The sequence below is a fragment of the Devosia sp. 919 genome (genome assembly GCF_013185965.1).
Lineage (GTDB): Bacteria > Pseudomonadota > Alphaproteobacteria > Rhizobiales > Devosiaceae > Devosia.
Map to the genome: position 1 here is coordinate 1,624,359 of NZ_JABAOL010000001.1, position 19,660 is coordinate 1,644,018.

Annotated in this window: 23 protein-coding genes; 11 read left to right on the forward strand and 12 right to left on the reverse strand. The window is 62.6% G+C overall.

Annotation, left to right across the window (positions count from 1 at the left end; genetic code table 11):
- Positions 1–19 precede the first annotated feature (19 nt).
- Positions 20–997, reverse strand: a complete 978-nt coding sequence (locus HRQ64_RS07760; RefSeq protein WP_172122869.1) for a TIGR03885 family FMN-dependent LLM class oxidoreductase — start codon at positions 995–997, stop codon at positions 20–22.
- Positions 998–1,000: 3 nt separating this feature from the next.
- Positions 1,001–1,591, reverse strand: a complete 591-nt coding sequence (locus tag HRQ64_RS07765; protein WP_172122870.1) for a cysteine hydrolase — start codon at positions 1,589–1,591, stop codon at positions 1,001–1,003.
- Positions 1,592–1,698: 107 nt separating this feature from the next.
- On the opposite strand from HRQ64_RS07765, the gene HRQ64_RS07770 reads away from it, so the two are divergent.
- Entirely contained in the window at positions 1,699–1,980 is a 282-nt protein-coding gene (locus HRQ64_RS07770) for a hypothetical protein (RefSeq protein ID WP_206524699.1), read from the forward strand.
- Between the two features lie 3 nt (positions 1,981–1,983).
- On the opposite strand, the gene HRQ64_RS07775 is transcribed toward HRQ64_RS07770, so the two are convergent.
- The 4 genes from HRQ64_RS07775 to HRQ64_RS07790 all read right to left on the reverse strand — a co-directional run bounded on the left by HRQ64_RS07775 (position 1,984) and on the right by HRQ64_RS07790 (position 3,285).
- Entirely contained in the window at positions 1,984–2,364 is a 381-nt protein-coding gene (locus HRQ64_RS07775; protein WP_172122871.1) for a hypothetical protein, read from the reverse strand.
- 10 nt (positions 2,365–2,374) lie between these two features.
- Positions 2,375–2,671, reverse strand: coding sequence for a hypothetical protein (locus HRQ64_RS07780; RefSeq protein WP_127752491.1), 297 nt, complete (start codon positions 2,669–2,671; stop codon positions 2,375–2,377).
- Between the two features lie 66 nt (positions 2,672–2,737).
- The gene (locus HRQ64_RS07785; RefSeq protein ID WP_127752492.1) at positions 2,738–2,983 is read right to left on the reverse strand and encodes a DUF378 domain-containing protein; all 246 of its coding nucleotides are present in this window, start codon (positions 2,981–2,983) and stop codon (positions 2,738–2,740) included.
- A gap of 110 nt (positions 2,984–3,093) precedes the next feature.
- Positions 3,094–3,285: a hypothetical protein gene (locus HRQ64_RS07790; protein ID WP_127752493.1), complete on the reverse strand. Its 192-nt coding sequence runs from the start codon at positions 3,283–3,285 to the stop codon at positions 3,094–3,096.
- A gap of 114 nt (positions 3,286–3,399) precedes the next feature.
- Here HRQ64_RS07790 and HRQ64_RS07795 point away from each other — a divergent pair, with 114 nt between their 5' ends.
- The gene (locus tag HRQ64_RS07795; protein WP_172122872.1) at positions 3,400–3,594 is read left to right on the forward strand and encodes a hypothetical protein; all 195 of its coding nucleotides are present in this window, start codon (positions 3,400–3,402) and stop codon (positions 3,592–3,594) included.
- Between the two features lie 46 nt (positions 3,595–3,640).
- Positions 3,641–4,465: an MBL fold metallo-hydrolase gene (locus tag HRQ64_RS07800; RefSeq protein WP_172122873.1), complete on the forward strand. Its 825-nt coding sequence runs from the start codon at positions 3,641–3,643 to the stop codon at positions 4,463–4,465.
- A gap of 24 nt (positions 4,466–4,489) precedes the next feature.
- On the opposite strand, the gene HRQ64_RS07805 is transcribed toward HRQ64_RS07800, so the two are convergent.
- The 3 genes from HRQ64_RS07805 to HRQ64_RS07815 all read right to left on the reverse strand — a co-directional run bounded on the left by HRQ64_RS07805 (position 4,490) and on the right by HRQ64_RS07815 (position 5,667).
- The gene (locus HRQ64_RS07805) at positions 4,490–4,900 is read right to left on the reverse strand and encodes a VOC family protein (RefSeq protein WP_172122874.1); all 411 of its coding nucleotides are present in this window, start codon (positions 4,898–4,900) and stop codon (positions 4,490–4,492) included.
- 61 nt (positions 4,901–4,961) lie between these two features.
- A complete protein-coding gene (locus HRQ64_RS07810; protein ID WP_164854764.1) occupies positions 4,962–5,129 on the reverse strand; it encodes a hypothetical protein in 168 nt (55 codons plus the stop codon).
- 31 nt (positions 5,130–5,160) lie between these two features.
- The gene (locus tag HRQ64_RS07815; protein WP_127752497.1) at positions 5,161–5,667 is read right to left on the reverse strand and encodes a ferritin-like domain-containing protein; all 507 of its coding nucleotides are present in this window, start codon (positions 5,665–5,667) and stop codon (positions 5,161–5,163) included.
- 302 nt (positions 5,668–5,969) lie between these two features.
- Between HRQ64_RS07815 and nagA the strand changes: the two genes are divergently transcribed.
- A complete protein-coding gene (gene nagA, locus HRQ64_RS07820; RefSeq protein WP_172122875.1) occupies positions 5,970–7,130 on the forward strand; it encodes an N-acetylglucosamine-6-phosphate deacetylase in 1,161 nt (386 codons plus the stop codon).
- Here the strand turns inward: nagA and HRQ64_RS07825 are convergent, their stop codons facing one another.
- Positions 7,131–7,865 carry an SDR family oxidoreductase gene (locus HRQ64_RS07825; RefSeq protein WP_172122876.1) on the reverse strand — a complete coding sequence of 245 codons (735 nt, stop codon included), beginning with the start codon at positions 7,863–7,865 and terminating at the stop codon, positions 7,131–7,133.
- 409 nt (positions 7,866–8,274) lie between these two features.
- Between HRQ64_RS07825 and HRQ64_RS07830 the strand changes: the two genes are divergently transcribed.
- Both HRQ64_RS07830 and HRQ64_RS20470 read left to right on the forward strand, forming a co-directional pair.
- Positions 8,275–9,738: a hypothetical protein gene (locus tag HRQ64_RS07830; RefSeq protein WP_172122877.1), complete on the forward strand. Its 1,464-nt coding sequence runs from the start codon at positions 8,275–8,277 to the stop codon at positions 9,736–9,738.
- A 329-nt stretch (positions 9,739–10,067) separates the two neighbouring features.
- The gene (locus tag HRQ64_RS20470; protein WP_172122878.1) at positions 10,068–11,504 is read left to right on the forward strand and encodes an OmpA family protein; all 1,437 of its coding nucleotides are present in this window, start codon (positions 10,068–10,070) and stop codon (positions 11,502–11,504) included.
- Positions 11,505–11,513: 9 nt separating this feature from the next.
- Here the strand turns inward: HRQ64_RS20470 and HRQ64_RS07840 are convergent, their stop codons facing one another.
- Positions 11,514–12,449 (reverse strand): alpha/beta hydrolase, encoded by a 936-nt coding sequence (locus HRQ64_RS07840; RefSeq protein WP_172122879.1) that lies wholly within the window; start codon positions 12,447–12,449, stop codon positions 11,514–11,516.
- A gap of 68 nt (positions 12,450–12,517) precedes the next feature.
- Positions 12,518–14,623, reverse strand: a complete 2,106-nt coding sequence (locus HRQ64_RS07845) for a lytic transglycosylase domain-containing protein (RefSeq protein WP_172122880.1) — start codon at positions 14,621–14,623, stop codon at positions 12,518–12,520.
- Between the two features lie 240 nt (positions 14,624–14,863).
- Here HRQ64_RS07845 and dapA point away from each other — a divergent pair, with 240 nt between their 5' ends.
- The 5 genes from dapA (at position 14,864) to acpS (ending at position 19,657) form a co-directional block, all read left to right on the forward strand.
- A complete protein-coding gene (dapA, locus tag HRQ64_RS07850; RefSeq protein ID WP_172122881.1) occupies positions 14,864–15,739 on the forward strand; it encodes a 4-hydroxy-tetrahydrodipicolinate synthase in 876 nt (291 codons plus the stop codon).
- A gap of 6 nt (positions 15,740–15,745) precedes the next feature.
- On the forward strand, positions 15,746–16,243 hold the full coding sequence (gene smpB / locus HRQ64_RS07855) for an SsrA-binding protein SmpB (protein WP_127752505.1): 498 nt from the start codon (positions 15,746–15,748) through the stop codon (positions 16,241–16,243).
- A gap of 153 nt (positions 16,244–16,396) precedes the next feature.
- Positions 16,397–16,762, forward strand: coding sequence for a DNA-directed RNA polymerase subunit omega (gene rpoZ / locus HRQ64_RS07860; protein ID WP_127752506.1), 366 nt, complete (start codon positions 16,397–16,399; stop codon positions 16,760–16,762).
- Between the two features lie 144 nt (positions 16,763–16,906).
- Positions 16,907–19,198 carry a bifunctional (p)ppGpp synthetase/guanosine-3',5'-bis(diphosphate) 3'-pyrophosphohydrolase gene (locus tag HRQ64_RS07865; protein ID WP_127752507.1) on the forward strand — a complete coding sequence of 764 codons (2,292 nt, stop codon included), beginning with the start codon at positions 16,907–16,909 and terminating at the stop codon, positions 19,196–19,198.
- Between the two features lie 39 nt (positions 19,199–19,237).
- Positions 19,238–19,657, forward strand: coding sequence for a holo-ACP synthase (gene acpS, locus HRQ64_RS07870; RefSeq protein ID WP_172122882.1), 420 nt, complete (start codon positions 19,238–19,240; stop codon positions 19,655–19,657).
- Positions 19,658–19,660: the final 3 nt, after the last annotated feature.

Here is a 19,660-nt window from a genome sequence, read left to right on the forward strand (position 1 = left end):
GCTGGCCTTTGCTGCGTGGTTAACGCGCGCTCGCCGTGATCCGATCCAGTCCCGGCAACACCTTGGTGCCAAATGCCTCGATAAACTCCGCCTGGTTGCGCCCAACCTGGTGCAGATGCACTGCGGTCGCCCCCAATTCGCCGTAAGCCTCGATAGCGGCGCGATGCCGGCCAAGATCGGCCGACACGAACACTGCTTTGGCCATGTCTTCGCGTCGCACAAAGCGCGTGGCCGCATCAAAGTCGCTGGGACGGCGCAGATCCCAGTTGACCTCGCCGCCAATGACATTGGCCGACCATTGATCCAGCGCCTGCTCGAACGCCTCGTCCTCGGTCGTCGCCCAGCACAGCGCGTGCTGGATATGAACGGGCTTGTTCGCACCGCCATTGTCGCGGAAGGCCTCAATGGTCGGACGGATCTCCTCCACACCGCCGCCGGTGATCAACAAGCCATCAGCCCATTCGGCAACAAACGCTGCGGTCTTGGGGGTAATGGCGGCGCCAAACAGCGGCACCGGCTGGGTGGGCCGGGAATAAAGCTTGGCCTCCACCACTGTGACCCTGCCGCGATGGGTGACGGTTTCGCCGGCAAACAGCGCCCGGATGACCGCGGCACACTCGGCCAGCACGGCATTGCGCTCGGCCTTGTCGGGCCAATAGGTGCCGGTGATCGATTCATTGAGCGCTTCCCCGCTGCCGAGAGCCAGCCAGAACCGGTTAGGAAACATTTCCCCCAGCGTTGCCGCGGCCTGCGCGACGATGGCCGGGTGATAGCGATATCCCGGGGCCGAAATGGAGCCGATCGGAAAATCGGTCACTGCCATGGCGGCCCCCAGCCACGACCAGGCAAAGCCCGAGTGACCCTGCCGCTCGCTCCAAGGATGGAAATGGTCCGATGATTTGGCGCAGGAAAAACCCGCTTCTTGCGCCTGCTGCACCAGCTTGAGCAGGCTCGAGGGAGCAAACTGTTCGTGGGAAGCATGATAGCCGATCTGCATGGATTATCCCTCGCGTCGCCATTGATCGAGCACGTCCTGGGTCGTGCAGGCCGTCAGCTGGATGCCAAAGCGGCTGTCATAGATGGAAAGCATTGCGGCGTGAGTTTCGGCCGCCGAGCTGCACACCGCATCCTTGGGCAATACAACGTGGTATCCCAGATCGATCGCGCCCATGAGGGTGGACAACACGCACACCTCGGTTTCGCCGCCGGTAATCACCAGCGTGTCGACCCCTTTGGCTTGCAACTGCTGGTGCAGCGCGCCTGACCACCAGGGTGAATAAACCGGTTTGTCGATCACTGCGGCCGGCGGAACAAAGCGCTGCAGCGAGGGGACCAGGTCCACCATCTCAGGCGCCATGCGCTCGCGCAGCATATTGGGCCAAGCCTCGTAATATTCCTGCCAGCTCCCCTGCGCGTCTTCAGCCCGTTCCGGCGGCACAAAACGGGTGAATACCGTCCGCGCGGCGTGAGGCTCGGTCAGTGCCTCGATCGCGGGCAGCACGCCGGCAAGCGTTTCGACATGCCAGTCGGTCTCCTCCGCGAACATGCGTTGCATGTCCACGCAGAGATGCACACAATTGGTGAAATTCATGGTTGATCCGCACAAGTAAGTGCCGCGTCAACGCCACCCCATGGCGATTGTTCCCGGACGGAACACACCTCCACCCTCGGCATTATCGTTGCAAACGGAGACGGTAAATGGCCAAAGACGCACCCACCACCGACCAGTTGCGCCAAGAAATCGACAGCGGAGCGACCGGCGAGAAAATCGGCTTCCCCGATCCCGCCGCGGCCCCACTCGGGACCGATGCTGAAGCAGGTGGAAGTCCCCCAACCGCCTCGGAGCGCAAGCTGGACGCCGCCAGCCGGCCGAAATACCGCCAGGGACCCAAGATGCCGGGCACTGCACTTTATGCGATCTTTGTAGCGATCGGTGCGGCCGTGGTGGTCGGCGCTACGCTGCTTGGCACCATGGGCTGAGCCTTAGGCGTCGCGTTCGCCTTCAATCCCGCGCGCGAGGTTGTAAACCTCGCGCGAATTAAGGTCCGTGTCGGAAACATCGCCAATCGGTTCCCGATTTCGGTCGGCCGCGATCTCGCCCCATGCCGGGTTCCAAAGCAGATCGTCCTGCAGCACCACGACGACTTCGGCAAAGCCATGCAACTGCCGGGCTGCCTCGGCAGCAGCAAAGGCGCTCGCGACATCATCATATTGTGCTTCGTCGCCGTCCACATCGCCGCTAGCCGGCCACCAGACCGCAGCAAATGGACGCCCATCCGAACCCGCTTCGATCCCGATCGTTACCGCATTGCCGGCGTCTTCCCCAACAGCGATCCGCCGATAAGAGCCTTGTTCGCCCGCCATCTCGCCCACCCTATTGTTGATCGTTGTAGCGTGGCTTGGTCATCCCCACGGTACGAGCCAGCTCGGTGAAGTCAGCCGTTTCGGGAGACTCGAGGGCAGTCTGCAACAAACGGATGGGGAAACACACGGCATCGCGCTCGGCTGGAGACAGGCTGTTCATCCGCTCGGCCCCCATGGCCATGGCTTCGGTCTTGCGGAACGCCAGGTCGAGCTGCTCGGTGCTGACAACGCCGGCATCGATCAGGGCGCGGTTCACCGCGGCAAGCGCCAGGTAAAGCCCTTCGAGCTGTAGATTGGCCGTATTCAATTTCCCCTCCATGCTAGACACAAAAAACCGGCGGCAGAGCGTGGCTCCGGCCGCCGGCGCATAAAACTACAGGCGCGTCGTCGTGGTGGTGCCGCGCTCGGCGATCACTTCGTCCGTGGACATGGCCTTGAAGAACGGCACCAGCTGGTAGATGGCCGACAGGCCGACAAGCACGTAAACGATACGGGCGATTGCCCCGTCCTGGCCGCCAAACAGTTGTGCCACCAGATCGACCTGGAAGGCGCCAACCAACAGCCAGTTGATGCCGCCGATGATGATTAACAGTAGAGTAATCAGATTCAGAGCCTTCATAAGTGCCTCCTGGGCAGGTTATGAACAAACAAGCACGCCCGGACCCTTTGGGTTCCGTAAAACCGCGCAGCTCTTTAGTATTACCCTAAATACCGGGCGCGATGGCGTTGTCACCCCATCGACATGTAAAAGATCGTCCCCGCAACAACGATAAAGACGATTACCGCCACCACGATGCGGACAATGCTGCCGCGTGGGTCCTCGCCCAATACGGCGCGTTCCGCCGGGCCACGTCCGCGGTCGGTCACGGTCGCCGAAGTCTCGGACTGCGGCTGGTCGCTGGGGGTCCCGTCCTGTTCCATTTCAACTCCCATGTTGCTGCTACTGCAACCGCCGTGGGCCTAGGCAGTTCCACTCTCCATTGGGAAACCAGCCCCACCGGGTCCCGATAACGTGCGTTAACTGGGAGAACAGCGATGAGCAGCAGTAAAGTGACTACCGGCGCCAACGACCGTCCCAAGGACGAAACCATTGCCCAGACCGGCGCAGGCCTTCCTGACGATACCTCCTTGCCGGTCGATGTCAGCGACGAGGACGTGGAACGCGCTTGTCAGAAACTGACTGAGGGAACGCCCTTTGCCTTGGGCGGTCAGAAAACACGGGGCGCCTAGTCGCCCACTGCTCTGCCTTGACCATCCGCAGCACAAAGGAACCACCATGGCTGTTCAGATCCCCCTGAGCCAGGACGCTCGAGCCGACGAAACCAAGCAGGACGAGCATTTGCGCGAACTGGCGCCCGATCTAGCTTACCTGCGCATCGTCATGGTCAATGTGGTGTTCATCGGCGCCCCGACTGGACCCTGGGTGCTGGTGGATAGCGGGCTGCCCGGCTCGCGCAACAAGATCCTGGACGCCGCAGAGTCGCGCTTTGGCGCCGTGCCGCCTTCGGCCATCATCCAGACCCACGGCCATTTCGATCATGTCGGAGTGCTGGAAGATCTGGCCCGGCACTGGAATGTGCCCGTATACGCCCATGCCCTCGAAGCACCGTTCCTTTCCGGGCAAGAGGCCTATCCACCGCCAGATGCGGCAGCCGATGGCGGCATCATGCCCAAGCTGGCACCGCTATTTCCGCGCGACCCGGTCGATATCACTCAATGGCTGCAGCTCTTGCCGCCAAGTGGCGCAGTGCCGGTGCTGCCCGGGTGGCGTTGGCTGCACACCCCGGGGCACACCCGGGGCCATATCTCGCTCTGGCGAGAAGCCGACCGGACGCTGGTGGCGGGCGATGCGATTATCACCACGGGCCAAGAATCGGCTTATGAGGTCATGGTGCAGGAGCCCGAAATGCACGGGCCGCCGCGTTACTTCACCCCGGACTGGATCGCGGCGGAACAATCGGTGCGCCTCCTGGCAGCGCTGGAGCCCGAGCTCGTGGTCACCGGCCATGGCCGCGCAATGAGCGGGCCGGAAATGCAGGGTGCCTTGCATCAGCTTGCCGAGAACTTCCGGGAGATTGCGGTGCCGCGCAGCCAGAAATAGCTGCGCGGGCAAGAACCGCAGGGGTCAGGCGACGGTGCGCCGCGGTGGGATCGTGTACCGCGCACCCGGCGAGACGACATCGATCACATGGCCATCAAGATCGCGCAGCACCGCGCGGGTCATGGGCCCGAATGTGGTGGGCTCTTCGATGATCTCGGTGCCGAAGCGGCGAATGGCCTCGACGGCCCCCGCCACGTCCTCGACGACCACTTCGAGATAGGCGCCCTGCGGCTCGCCTCGGGCGGCGCGGGGCACAAATTCACTCACCCAGTCGATCAGCCCCAGTTGGAACTGGCTCTCGGGGCTGGCGGCCAGCACTACATACCAGGCTTCCTGGTGCACGATCTGAAAGCCACAAAGGGCTTGGTAGAACGCGATGTTGTCGGCGATATTGCGGGTCAGCAAATTGATCGAAATACGCTGCGCTATGGGCATGAAAACCTCTTGTTGGGCGGAAAAAAGGGAGGGGCAGGGTGCCTGCTCCTCCCGGGTGCCGTTAGGGATTGTTATCGTCTTCGGCCTCGGCACCGATCGGGCCATCGGCCCCCGGCACGTGATGGTCTGAAGTCTTGCCCTCGCTGGGCTTGTCTTTTTTGGGCTTGTGGTCCGCCCCTTTAGCGGGGACGTCATCGGTCTTGCTGTGGCTTACGGGAGTTTTGCTCATTTGCTTCTCCTTGCCGGCGATTCCGGCGCGATTACCTCTTGGCCGTTTCGCCCACTTCGCGCAGCGCTGCATATTGCAGGGTAACTGGCTCGATATGCTGGTCGAGCCATGCCGCCATGTCCTGCTCTTCGCGCAGGTTCTGCGTCAGCAACTCAACGGCGCGCGTGTCGCCGATATGGTTGGCCAGCGCCAGCAGCGACTTGTAGGCGGCGATTTCGAAATGCTCGAACGCGTAGTTGGCAAACGAGTTCTTGACGATCTCGTCGGGCGCGACCGTGTGGCCAAGGGCCGCCATCGCGCCAGTGAAGGACAATGCCATGTCCTTGAGCGTCGAATTGTCTCCACCCATGCCCTCGAGCAACTGGTCAAGGCGTGAGAGTTGCACTTCAGTCTCGGCGATATGCTGCTCCAGCCGGCGTGCCACCTCGGGATAGTTCTCGATGCGGCTCACCTGCGGCTTCATGATGGAAAGGGCCTGGTTCTCCATGGCATGCGCATTCCGAAGGCCGCTCAGGAAGATGGAAGATACTTCATTCATGATGTTGTCCTCAGGTTATGGCAGGGTCGAAACACCAACTCTCGCCTGGGGTGAGGGTTCCCGTATCGGCGCCCTGGCTAGTCGTCCTCGCTCGTGACCCGCCGGCGAAAGTGCATCAAGGCTGGGCACAACAACTCGTGGCGTGCTGAAAGCGGCCTCCGGCGCCACCTCCTCCCACAGTCGCTGCTTTGCTTACAGCAGGCTCGCTCCGGCCCATTTGTTTGCTATATGAGCCGCGATGCAGCCCGGTCTGCCCGAACAATCAGCCGTGGATCTCGGCTCAACAACACGGACCTCCGCCCATGAGCGATCTTCTGGCCATTTCCGGCGCTCCGATCTTTGATGGCGAGCGCTGGCATGAGAATGCAGCATTGCTGGTGGAGTTCGGCCACGTCTCCGCGATCGTGGTTGCACATCAGATTCCCGGCAATGCCGAGCGCGTCGTGCTGGAGGGCGGCAGCGTCGTGCCTGGGTTCGTTGATCTCCAGGTCAATGGCGGCGGTGGCGTGCTCTTCAACAATGATCCCTCCCTTGAGGCCATCCGCACGATCTGCGCCGCCCATGCCCAGTTCGGCACCACCGCGCTGTTGCCGACCTTGATCACGGACACTCCCGAGGTCAACGAACGCGCCATTGCCGCCGGGGCGCAGGCCGCCTCTGCTGGGGTGCCTGGTTTTTTCGGGCTGCATCTGGAAGGCCCGCACCTCGCCGTGGCGCGCAAGGGCACGCACGATCCCAGCCTGATCCGTCCGATGACCTCTGCCGATCTCGCGCGACTGCAAGCCGCTGTAACACTTCTCCCGTATCTGATTTGCACGGTAGCCGCTGAAACCGTCACTCCAGAGCAAATTGCGGCGCTGGCCGAGGCTGGCGTCACCGTCAGCATCGGCCATTCCGATGCCGACTATGCCACCGCTTCGCGCGCCTTTGCCGCGGGAGCTACCATGGCCACGCACCTGTTTAATGCCATGAGCCAGTTGGGCCATCGGGAGCCGGGAGTGGTCGGTGCCACGCTCATGCATGGCGCAGTGTTCGCGGGTCTCATCGCCGACGGGATCCACGTCCATCCCGCCGCCATTTCCGTTGCGCTGCGCGGCAAGGCCGGTCCGGGGCGCATCTTCCTCGTGACCGACGCGATGTCGCAGACTGGTACCGACCTGCGCACGCTGACACTTAATGGCCGCACCATCTATCGCGCCGATGGCGCGCTGCGCCTGGCTGACGGCACCCTCGCTGGCGCCGATCTCGATATGATCGACGCCGTCCGCTTCATGCATTCCGAGATTGGCGTGGCTTGGGAGGAAGCATTGCGGATGGCCTCGCTTTATCCAGCCGAAGCTATTGGGGCCGAAGCCGAGCACGGCCATCTCCGCCCCGGCGCCGTTGCCAGCTTTGTCCATCTCTCCGCGTCGCGAGAAGTGATGGCCACCTGGATCAACGGCACCGAGCAATATCGAGCTTAACTAGCCCCGGCCAATATACGGCATGGTGGTCGCCATCACCGTCATGAACTGCACATTGGCCTCGAGCGGTAAACTCGCCATATAGAGCAAGCCCTCCACCACATATCCTAGATCGAAAGTGGGCTCGGGCGCGATCGTCCCGTTAGCCTGCAGCGCTCCGCCGTTCATCCCGCTCGTCATGTCAGTGGCGGCGTTGCCGATGTCGAGCTGGCCACAGGCAATGTTGAACGCTCTCCCGTCCAGCGAGATCGCCTTGGTCAACCCGGTAATCGCGTGCTTGGATGCAGTATAAGAGGCAGCGCCCGGGCGGGGCGTATAGGCCGAGATCGAACCATTATTGATGATGCGCCCACCCTGCGGCGTTTGGCTGCGCATCTGCCGAAAGGCTTCGCGAGCAACGTAGAACGCGCCGTTGAGATTGGTGTCGATCATTTCCCGCCAGGTTTCCACGGGCAGGTCACCGAAATTGGTGGTGGGCGCAAACCGCCCCGCATTGTTGAAGACGAGGTCGATTCGCCCGTAACGCTCCACTACGCCGGCAAAGAAGGCCGCGACCGCCCGGTCATCGGTGACATCGCAGCGCGCCCAATGGCCATCAATCGAATTGGCTACGCTCTCCAGCGCTTCCGCGTTTCGTCCGCAGATCGCTACCTGATAGCCTGCTTCTGCCAAACCCCGGGCGGCCGCAAGGCCGATTCCCGAACTCCCACCGGTTACTACCGCAACCTTGCTCATGCTCACCCTCGCCCAGTTCCCAGCACAATGCCGCCATCTTTTGCCAAAGCATGATGCCACACCAAGCAGTCAAAACCACGGCTTCAACTCGTTAAATCTATCCCGATCCCCTGCTAAGTGGCTCGCGCGGCAAGCAAATTAACCCGATGTTAACGACTATTAACAGGAAGTTCACGTTCCTGTGCTGAATCTGCAACATCCACTTCGCAACCATATTGCTGCGGCGGCAAAACGGCCTGTCTGTGATTGCGTACTCTGGGCGTATGCGTAGAGTGGGTCTTGCGAATCCATGCATGGGATCGTTTGTCGGTCGCGACGCGACGGCAACACACTGCACCACGATAGTGTGGTCGCGTTACGGCACCGCTGGGCAACCGGCACCAAGAATTGACTTTGGAGGTCAACAACAATGAAACTCAAGAGCCTTATCCTCGGTTCTGTTGCTGCTGCCGGTCTCTCGACCGCTGGCTTCGCCGCCGACCTGGGCGTTCTCACTTCGCTCGACGTTTGTGACTCGCTTGGCCTGTCCGGCCTGACGATCTCGTCCGACACCAACTGCCTGCAGATCTCGGGCGGCGTTGCTTACGAATTCCGCTTCGGCGATTACCGCGCTGCTGATGACGATGCCCTGACGCCAATTGGCAACGAATACTGGCTCCCCGGCAACGTTGGTAGCCCTGACTTCATTGGTCCCGATTTTGGCGGCGAGAACCTCGGGCCTGGTGGTATTGCACCCGGCGTTCCTGGCGAGTCGAATGACTGGCAGACCAAGGTTACCGCATGGCTCAAGTTCGTTGGCACCTCGTCGAGCGATTTTGGCCCTGCCAAGGCTGTCCTGACACTCAAGCAGGTTGACGCCGTTCGCTACCGCAACGAAGCTCCCAGCCCATGGGGCGATGACGAGCCGCTGCATATCGATGAGGCTTATGTCTCCATCGGCGACACCACCACCATCATGGCTGGTCGCAAGTCTTCGATCGCCTTCTTCGGTGACAGCCAGCCGCTCAACTTCCTCGGCACCTTCGGCTACAGCGGCGTCGACAACGGCGTGATGTTCGACAACGACGACGAACTCGACGTTCTCGGCGGCTCGGTAATCCAGGTTACCTCGGATGTTGGCAATGGCGTCAAGGTCGGTGTTGGTCTCGAAAACATCGATGGCCGTGACGCTTGGGGCGTGCAGAATGTCGCCACCGATCGGATCGGTTCGTTGGTTGGTGTTGTCAGCTATGCTGGCGAAAACATCACCGCTCACCTGACCGGTTTCGGTATCGGCGTGATGGACGGCGAAATCGACGAGTGGGGCGCTCATGCTGGCGTCACCGGCAAGTTCGACGCGTTCCGTATCACGGCCGCTGCTGGTTACTACAACAACGACATCTTCGAAATCGACCGCTTCCACGGCCTGGTGTCGGGTGCTGCAACCTTCGACATGTTCACTCTGGCTCTGACGGGTGAGTATCAGCGTTCGGAAATCGCTGGTGAGGTCAACGATGGCTACGGCGTCGCTGGCTCCGTTGGTGCCAACGTCACCGAAGGTGTGTCGATCAACCTCGGCGCTCGTTACTTCTCGGCTGACTTCGAGGCTCCTCCGGCTAACTTCGCCGGCACTGCCCAGAGCGACGCGCTCCAGGTGGCTGCCCAGTTGATCTTCGCGGTCACCGAGACCCTGAAGCTCACCGGCGAAATCGGTGGCTACTTCAACGAAGACCTGCTGCCGCTTCAGACCGCAGACGCAGACGACAATGTCTACTACGGCGCTGCTCGTCTCGATTGGTCCCCGAGCACCGACTTCACCTCGGGCGTTCAGGCTGAAGTTTACTCGAACGAGGCTTACCGCCTGACCGTTCGTGCACAGAAGACCTTCGAATAAGCTGAGCTAGCTTCGGCTAGTCGTTTGGAAGGCCCGGCATTGCCGGGCCTTTCTTTTTTGCCTGCCGCATTAATCGGGGCTTCACTCGTGTCGCCGATGCTGCCCCCAGCATTCGGACAGCGGCAGGCGCGACAAAGTCGCCAATCCCACCATTGCTGCAGAAAAAGGCCGTAATTACCGGCAAGTATTGAGCTATCAGGAAGCGAGCACCAGCCGTGAGCAGATACGTTCCCCTTCAACAGGTCCTTCAATCGGCGTTGCTGCTGGTGACCGTTGTTTCGTTGCCAATCGGGATAGCGGCCAGCTCCGCCGTTTTGGCTCAGGCGCAAGTGGCCCCGCGAACCTCGCAATCCATTATCGACCTCCCCGCGCCGCGGGTAGAGGACTACTGGATCTCGGCGACGCGGCAACCCGGTGGAGCGCTGGTCTTTGATGGCTATGCCCCCGATGAGGCCACTCGCGATCGCTTGGCTGAGGTGCCCGGTGCCGATGTGAACTGGCTCAAGCTTGGCAGTGGTGCGCCCGAGCTTTATGACGCGGGCCTGCAATTCGGGATCAAGGTGCTGGAGCGGCTAGGGGAGGGGCGCTTCGCGCTCCGCCAGAACATTGTGACGCTGAGCGGCGTGGCCCGCTCCGGCTATGATCATGATCTGATCATGCAGAGCCTTGCAGGCCTTTCGGCGGGCCTGGTGCTCGCCCGGGCGGAGATCGCGCTTCCTGAACCCGCCGCCTATAGCTGGTCGGCCAGCAAGTCCGCTACCGGGGAAGTGCTGCTATCGGGTTCCTTGCCCACGAGGGATCTGGGTCTTGAAGCCTTGTCGCATGCCGGTCCCTCGGCAGTTGACCAAACCAGCATCGCGCCAGGCGCCCCGTCGGGCTTTGGCGAGAATATCCTCGCTGGGCTCGATGCCCTCCAATTGCTGCGCTCGGGCACCGTTCGGTTTGACGGCACTGGCTGGAGCCTTACGGGCGAACTGCCCTTGGATCGTGATGAGACCGCAGTGACCGAGGCGCTCGATGCCGGCCGCATTCCGCCCGCGGCTTGGTCACTCAAGCTGGCTCAGGCGCCCGCACCAAGGCCCCAGTCTCGCACGCCTGCGGCTGCTGCGCCCGCCGAGCCACGCCCCGCACCCACAGCCATGCCGTCAACTCCCCCACCAGCGGAAGCACCCAGCGCTCCCGAGCCTGTCGAGGAGCCCGCCACGCCTTCAGTGCCTGCCGCACCGGCAGTGGCCCCGGTTCAAAGCCCGGCGCCCGCGACGAGCGTGCCCGCACCGGCGCAGGCGCCCGCTGGGCCACCACCTGCACCAGCCAAGGCCCCCGCAGCGCCCACGCCGCCACCGGCCGCCAAGCCAGCTGCAGCCGCCCCAACTCCCGCCCCCTCGTCCACCAAGGCAGACCTCACCGCTTGCCGCGCGACGCTGGCGGAGTTCTCTGCCCGCAATTCCATTCTCTTTTCATCTGGAGCCGCGCGGATCGCGCCGGAATCCGAGGGCGCGCTCGACGAGCTGGCTGGCGACCTCGCCGCCTGTCCGGAGGCCGTGGTGCATATTGAGGGTTATACCGATTCAGAGGGCGACGATCGCGCCAATCTGGCCCTGTCTGTCGCCCGCGCCGAGGCTGTGGTTGATGCACTGATCCTGCGCCGGATCAGCCCCGATCGGCTTTATGCCGTCGGTTATGGGGAATCCAACCCCATTGCCGACAATGCCACGGCCGAAGGCCGCCGGCTTAATCGCCGTATCGTCGTCACCATTCCCGAATAGCGGGTCGCCCTACGCCGCTTTGCCGAGCTCTTGTTTGCTGATCCCGACCAGAAAGGCGCAGATGGCCTCCATCTCTTCCTTCTGGTCGAACAGGGCCGGGGAGCCTTGCCCGGCAATGGTCAGTGCCTGGGCGTCCGGCCGGCGGCGGGCCATTTCGCGAAAGATTTGCGGGCGCAACTGGTCGGTAAGCTGGGTGCGCAGCAATTGCAGGGGCGCACAGCGCAGGGCGTCGAACATCGGCCATTGCGGCTCCAGTTCATCATCGATGCTGATGCTATTGAGCGCCTCAAGCAGCTTGGCGTGATAAAGGGGCTTCGCGCGGCCCCGCCGATCCACGAAATGCGTGCGACCCATCAGTGCTTCGAGCCGTGCGTCGCCCAGCCCGGGATAGTCCCCGGCCAGCATGCGCCGGAAGCTGGCCGTTAGATACTTCGTCCCGCGCAGGCTTTCCACATGGCCCATATTGTTGCGCAGCCGCACGATCCCGCGCGCGTCGGTTACCGGCCCCGCGTCGAGCAGTACGGTCCCCGCGAGCAGTAATGGATGCGCCACGCTCAGCGCCATGGCGACTTGCCCGCCATAACCCTGGCCAAGCACCACCGCGCGATCAATGCCAAGGGCGGCGAGAACACCCGCGACGTCCTCGGCCGCCCGCACGGCGCCATAGTCGGCAATGCGTTGCGGATCGCCCGAGCGGCCGCGGCCCGGCAGATCCAGCAGCACCGCTGGCCAGCGCCCCCCGTCAAACCCGCGGAAGAATGCCGCGAACTCGGTGAAATCGCTCATATTGCGCTGAAAGCCGGGGATGCAGAGGATCGGCAACCGCCGGCTCGACAACTGCCCCTGCACATGCACGGCGATGGGCGTATCGCGTGCGGTGATGGTCTGGATCGGCAAGCCGGCAAAAGCCGGGTGGTCGGGTGGAACGAAGCGCTTGCGGGCCATTAAGCTTCTGCTGTTGAGGTGGCCCCAGTTACGCCAGCCGCCCTCCGGTTCTCAAGCAAAATCGCGGCTCATCGAATGCTGCGCAGCGCTGCTTGCGCGGAAATGGCGTCATGCCCGAGCCTCTCGCGATACACGAGGTAATTGCCCATAACCCGCTGCACATATTTGCGGGTTTCGGGGAAGGGGATCAGTTCCACCCACAAGACCGGATCGACATTGTCGGCGCGCGGATCGCCAAACGCCTTGATCCACTTGTTGGCATTGCCAGCCCCGGCATTGTAAGCCGCCGCCGCCAGCAGCAGCGAGCCATCATACCGCTTTAACTGCGCCTCGAGATAGAACGAGCCCAAAAGCGCATTATAGCCGGGATCGCTCAACAACCGTTCGGGCGAATATTCCACCCCCACCTTGGCTGCGGTTTCCTTGGCGGTGCCCGGCATCAACTGCATCAACCCACGGGCACCCACCGACGACACGGCGTCGATCTGGAACATGGATTCCTGCCGCACCACCGCCAGCACCGCCGCAGGGTCGGCCTTGAGCTTGGCCTCGACAATGCGCTCGTCCTTGGGGAAGGCCAGGAGGTCAAGGGCGATGCCCTGCTGCTCGGCGGCCGCAGCGATGGCGATGGCAACATTCTGTGCGCCAAGTTCCTGCGCGAGACGCCCCGCCAGCAACAGGTCGCTGGGTTGAGTGAGTTCACTGCCAAATTGGCGCAACAGCGTCAGGGCCATGCCGTGCTGGCCATTGGCTTCCAGCATCCGGATCGCGCGCACCACTTCATTGGCTTCAAACAGTGCAGCGCTGTCGCGCCAGCTGGGCAGGGGGCGAATGCCTGCCCCGGTCTGCCCAAGTTCGGCCCGGGCCAATTGGCCATAATAGGCGGTTGGATAAGCGGCGGCTGCCGCAAAGGCGGCTTTTGCCGCTTCCGTGTCGCCGAGCTGGCCTTCGGCGCGAGCAAGCCAGTATTTGGCCTGCGACACGCTATCAGCCAGGGTGGCATGAGTAGCCATTTCGCTGAAATGGGTCTTGGCCAGTTCCGCGTCGTTGAGGAACGACAGTGCGATCCAGCCGGCATGGAAATTGGCCTCCACGAGCCGACCATCGGAGCCATAGGTAAAGCCTGCCGCTGCCGCAAAGGCGAGCTCCGGCTTGCCAGCCGCCAGCAATTGCCGGATCAGCCCGCGCCGCTCGCCCCACCACAGCGTTGCTTCGGGCACTTCCCCCTTGGCGCGATTGAGCCAGGCGACTGCATCGTCCCACAATTCGAACTGCCGCGCCCGTTGCGCCCGGGAGAACTGATAGACCGGGTGGTCCCGCACGGCAGGATCCACCTTGTCGAGCAGCGCCTTGGCATTGGGGGCATCGCGGGAAACTGCGGCGCGCGCCACCACCAGGGTTTTCTGGGCTTCGCTCAAATAGGGCAGCAGCCTTTCGCTGCCCTGGGCGCGGTCATGCATCATCAAATAGGTAGCGCGCGCCCAATGCGCCTCGCGATCCAGCGCCGAACCCAACTTGGCCAGCACGCGCGATTCCTGTTCGCGCGTAAGAGCATTTTCACTCCACACGCGGCGCGCGAGAGCCGCGCCGCGTTCTTTGTCGCCGCTAGCAAGCAGGGCCTGAGCCAGCCGGATTTGAGCTTCGAGCGTCGCGGGCTCGTCACCGAGCGCGGCAATCACGTCCGCGTCCTTGGGTCTCTGCGCCAGCAGGGCTTGTTCCACCCGGCTCTTGAATACGCTGCCGTCGGCAAAGGCCGGAGCGGCCGCGGCGAATTCGGCAATATCGCTAAAGCCAACGTCCCCGCGATGGAAATAAATCGCGGCCCATTGCAGCGCCCGTCGCTCGGCGAGGTTAGGCAGGCCCTTGGCCCGCGTGAAAGCAGTGCTGGCATCGCCATCGGCGAGCGCCGCCAGTGTTTCCTGGAAGGCGGCTGAGCCTTTGGGGTCAGCTTTAGCCGCTGCTGGCACGCTGCTCGGCATTGGGCGAACTGGTGCCATGCCCATGCTGGCCATGACCGGGGGCGCGGCTGCCGTGAGCAGGGGGGCAGGGGGACTTGGCAGCGAGCCGGTGATCACCGGGTCTTGCCCCTTGTGGGCTGCCAGATGCGACACGGGGGTGGCCGGCAGCAGCGCCAGCGTCATCGCCAGAAGGCTTGCATAAATATGGCCGGTCATCGTCGTGCCTTGCTGGTTGATCCACATCTGGCCGGCGCCACTTTCTTGCGAGAAGCGCCAGCTTGCCCTATGAGGGTAAACGCTGTGTTGCTGCCTTGTCGGCTAGCTTGCCTTTGCAGGCTCCCTTGTGGTCGCTGGCGACAAAAACTATGCTGCCCAGTCTCAGGAGCCCACTATGAGTGGGTCTATTGCATTCGCCCAAGTCACAAGTGTGGCACTCAACGAGGAAATTTCCATCAAATGCTGCGAGGATCAATAACGGCGCTCATCACCCCCATGCTCAACGGGGCGGTGGATGAGAAAGCCTTCTCCAGCTTTGTGGACTGGCAGATTGCCGAAGGCACGCATGGGCTGGTTCCTGTTGGCACCACCGGCGAAAGCCCGACCGTGACCCATGCCGAACACCAGCGCGTGGTCGAAATCTGTGTCGAGGTCGCCAATAAGCGCGTGCCCGTGGTCGCGGGCGCCGGCTCGAACTCTACCGACGAGGCGGTCTCGCTCGCGCGCTTTGCCGAAGCCACCGGCGCCGACGCGGTGCTCTCGGTTGTGCCTTATTACAACAAGCCCAACCAGGAAGGGCTGTTCCAGCATTTCTCGGCCGTTGCCGGCGCCATCGGCATTCCGGTTATTCTTTACAGCGTCCCCAGCCGCACCACCGTCGATCTCACCGTCGATACCATTGCGCGCCTGCGCGAGGCCCATGCCAATATCATCGGCGTCAAGGATGCCACTGGCAGCTTCGAGCGTGCGGCCATGCAGCGCGCCAAGCTCGGTGAGGACTTCATCTTGCTCTCGGGCGATGACAGCTCGGCGCTGGGCTTCAACGCCCATGGCGGCCGGGGCTGCATTTCGGTGTCCGCCAATGTGGCGCCGCGTCTTTGCTCGCAGATGCAGGAGCTGTCCCTAGCGGGTGACTTCAAGTCCGCGCTCGCGATCAACGACAAGCTGGCTTATCTCCACAAGGACCTGTTCATCGAGCCAAGTCCTGCTCCCGCCAAATATGCGGCCAATCGCCTCAATCTATGCGCCAATGAGATGCGCCTGCCGATCTGCCCGATCAGCAAGCCCGCTCAGGAGGCCATGGACTTTGCAATGGCCCATGCAGGTCTTATCTAGGCCCCTATGTCCGCAAAAAATGACAAAGCCAAGAACGGCGTGATCAGCCATGGCCTCGTGGCTGAAAACCGCCGCGCGCGCTTTGACTATGAAATCGTCGACACCCTTGAAGCAGGCTTGGTGCTGACCGGCACCGAGGTTAAATCCTTGCGCCTGGGCAAGGCCCAGATCACCGAAGCCTATGCCTCGCCCGAAAGGGGCGAGCTGTGGCTGATCAATGCCCATATTCCTGAATATCTGCAGGCCAATCGCTTCAATCACGAAGAGCGCCGCCCGCGCAAATTGCTGGTGTCGCGCAAGCAGTTGGCGCGCCTCGATGCCGAGGTGTCCCGCGCCGGCAACACCATTGTGCCCCTCAAGCTGTTCTTCAACGATCAGGGCCGCGCCAAGGTGCTGATTGGCCTCGGCAAGGGCAAGAAGAACTACGACAAGCGCGAAACCGAGCGCAACCGCGACTGGAACCGCGACAAGGCCCGCATCATGAAGGAAGGTGGCCGCGGCTAAAGGGCTGGGGCAGGGCAGTCCCTTTCCCCCGCTGGCTCTTTCGGTGCCGGAACCATCGGCGCCACCTGCATTTCTGCTGTCGCACCAAACCTTGTGCTGTTGCCGGCATTGGTGTAAGCAACCCATTCATCCCCATCCAATTTGGAGACGTCCGTGGCCCGCGTCACCGTTGAAGACTGCATTGAAAAGATCGAGAACCGTTTCGATCTGGTTCTCATGGCCGCTCATCGCGCCCGCATGATCGCCTCGGGTGCGCAGATCACCGTCGCCCGTGACAACGACAAGAACCCGGTCGTCGCCCTGCGCGAGATCGGCGATGGCGCTATCTCCCCAGAAGATTTGCGCGAGGACTTGATCCATTCGCTGCAGAAATATGTCGAGGTCGACGAGCCCGAGCAGCATGCAGCACCCTTGATCGAAAGCGGCGACGAAGATTCGCTCAACTTCGACACCATCAGCGAAGAAGAGCTGCTGCGCGGCATCGAGAGCCTTGCTCCGCCTGAGCGTCGCGACGACTAGGAATTTAGCGGCGATTAGCCGGATCTGCAGATTGCACGATCTGGCAATATCCCTATATCACTGGGAGGCGTTCGGCAGCTGTCGAACGCCTCTTCTCATTTGGTTTCAATGCACTAAGCTCACCGCTGGCGGGGCGGCCCTGATATGATGCGGCAATACGAGCTCGTCGAACGCGTTCAGGCGTATAACCCGAACGTCGACGAGCAGCTTTTGAACAAGGCCTATGTCTATGCCATGCAAAAGCATGGCACGCAAAAGCGCGCCTCGGGCGACCCCTATTTTGCCCATCCCCTCGAAGTCGCCGCGATCCTCACCGACCTCAAGCTCGATGACGCCTCGGTCGCCGTGGCGCTGCTGCACGACACCATCGAGGACACCGACGCCACCCGCGCCGAGATCGACCAGCTCTTTGGCCCCGAAATCGGCGCCATTGTCGATGGCCTGACCAAGATCGAGCGCCTCAACCTCGTGTCACGCGAGGAAGCCCAGGCCGAAAACCTGCGCAAGCTCTTGCTGGCCATCAGCCAGGATGTGCGCGTCCTCCTCGTCAAACTGGCCGATCGCCTGCACAATATGCGCACGCTGCAATATATGCCGGCCAACAAGCGCGAGCGCATCGCCCAGGAAACCATGGATATCTATGCTCCCCTCGCGGGCCGCATGGGTATGCAGGACATGCGCAACGAGCTTGAGGACATCTCCTTCAAGATCCTGCAGCCCGAACATTACAAGGCCATCACCGAGCGGCTGGACCAGATGAAGGTCCATTACCGCGAAGCCATCGATACGATCTCGACCGAGCTGACCGAGCGCCTCGCCAGCGAAGGGATCACCGCGCGCGTCAAGGCCCGGGTCAAGTCGCCCTTTTCGATCTTCACCAAGATCGAGCGCAAATCCATCGCCCTCGAGCAGCTCTCGGACATGATCGGCTTCCGGGTGATCGTGGGCTCGATCGACGAGTGCTACCATACGCTGGGCGTGGTCCACACCCGCTGGAAGCTCGTGCCCGGTCGCTTCAAGGACTATATCTCCGTCCCCAAGCACAACGACTACCGCTCCATCCACACCACGATCGTGGGTCCCGGCCGGCAGCGCGCCGAGCTGCAGATCCGCACCGAGGAAATGGACCGGATCGCCGAATTCGGTATCGCCGCCCATAGCCTCTACAAGGATGGCGCCTCCGCCGATATGGGCCGGCTCGAGCAGGAATCGCAGGCCTATGGCTCGCTGCGCTCCACCATTGAGCATCTGACCGCCGGCGCCACCACCGAGGATTTCCTGGAATCCACCAAGCTGGAGCTGTTCCAGGATCAGGTGTTCTGCTTCACCCCGCGCGGCCGGCTGATCGCGCTGCCGCGCGGCGCCACCCCCATCGATTTCGCCTATGCGCTCCACACCGATATCGGCGACACCTGCGTAGGCGCCAAGATCAACGGCGCCATCCTGCCGCTTGTTACGCAGCTGCGCAGTGGCGATGAAGTCGAGATCATCCGCGACCGCAACCACCTGCCGCCCGCCAACTGGATCGGCATTGCCGCGACCGGCAAGGCCCGCTCGGCCATTCGCCGTTCCGTGCGCAACGCCGCCGCCCAGCGCGCCCTGGCGCTTGGCGAGAGCGTTCTCAACATGCTCCTCGATCGCGAAGGCGTATCCCTCGAGGAAAGCGAAGCCAAGGCGCTGGCCGAAGCCCTGCATATGCCGAGCAAGCGCGAACTGCTGATCGCGGTGGGCGAAGGCAAGATCGGCAGCGAGCAGCTGGGAACCGAACTCGCCGCGCTCAAGGGCCTCCGCAAACGCCGCCGCAAGCTTGATCTGCCCGTCGCCGATACCGCCGATGGCTGGTTCGCCCTGCGCGCCACTGACCTCTTCCGCTTCCGCGTGCCCGGCGGCCAGCGCGCCGGCGCCCGCGCCCGCGCCGCTCTTGCCCAGCTCGACTTCCACATGCCTGTGACTATTTCGGGGGAGGGGGTCGTGCCTGGCGATCGCTTGGTCGGCATCCTGCAGCCCGATGTGCCGATCACCGTCTATCCCATCCATTCCGAAGCGCTGGTCGACCTGCATGACAGCGATGTGGCTTGGGTGGATGTGCGCTGGAACCTCGATGGTGGCGGTGAAGAGCGGCTTTACCCCACTGTGGTCACCATGGAATCGGTCAACCGCCCCGGCTCGCTGGCGCAGATTTCCTCGGCCATTGCCGCCTGCGACGCCAACATCAACAATCTCGTGATGCGGATGATTTCGCCCGACTTCCACCAGATGATCTTTGAAATCGAAGTGCGCGACCTCGCTCAGCTCACCGATGTTCTGGCCACGCTCAAGCGCAGCCCGGGCCTGTCTTCGGTGCAGCGCGCCGGCATGCGCGAAGCCGGCATGATCTCGACCCTCGAATGGGATGGCCGGGTTGAACGGAGGGGCAATGACGAAGACCTGGAGTAAACCCGCCTCGCCAAACCCTGTCGCCGCCGGAGCCACGCCATGATCATCGGCTTGGGCTCGGACCTCTGCCAGATCAACCGCGTCGAGCAAACCCTTGTGCGCTTTGGCGACCGCTTCACCCAGCGCTGCTTCACTGAAATCGAGCAGCGCAAGTCCGATCGCCGCGCCGAGCGTGCCGCTTCCTACGCCAAGCGTTTCGCTGCCAAGGAGGCCTGCTCCAAGGCTCTGGGCACCGGCCTTAATTTCGGCGTCTATTGGCGCGACATGGGCGTAGTGAACCTTCCCTCGGGCAAACCCACAATGCAGCTCACCAATGGAGCGGCGCGGGCGCTGGAGCGTCTGGTTCCCCCCGGCCACGAGCCGTTGATCCACCTGACCATCACCGATGATGCCGGCTTGGCCCAAGCCTTCGTGATCATCGAAGCGGTGCCGGTTGACCAACCCACCACGACGCCTTAACGC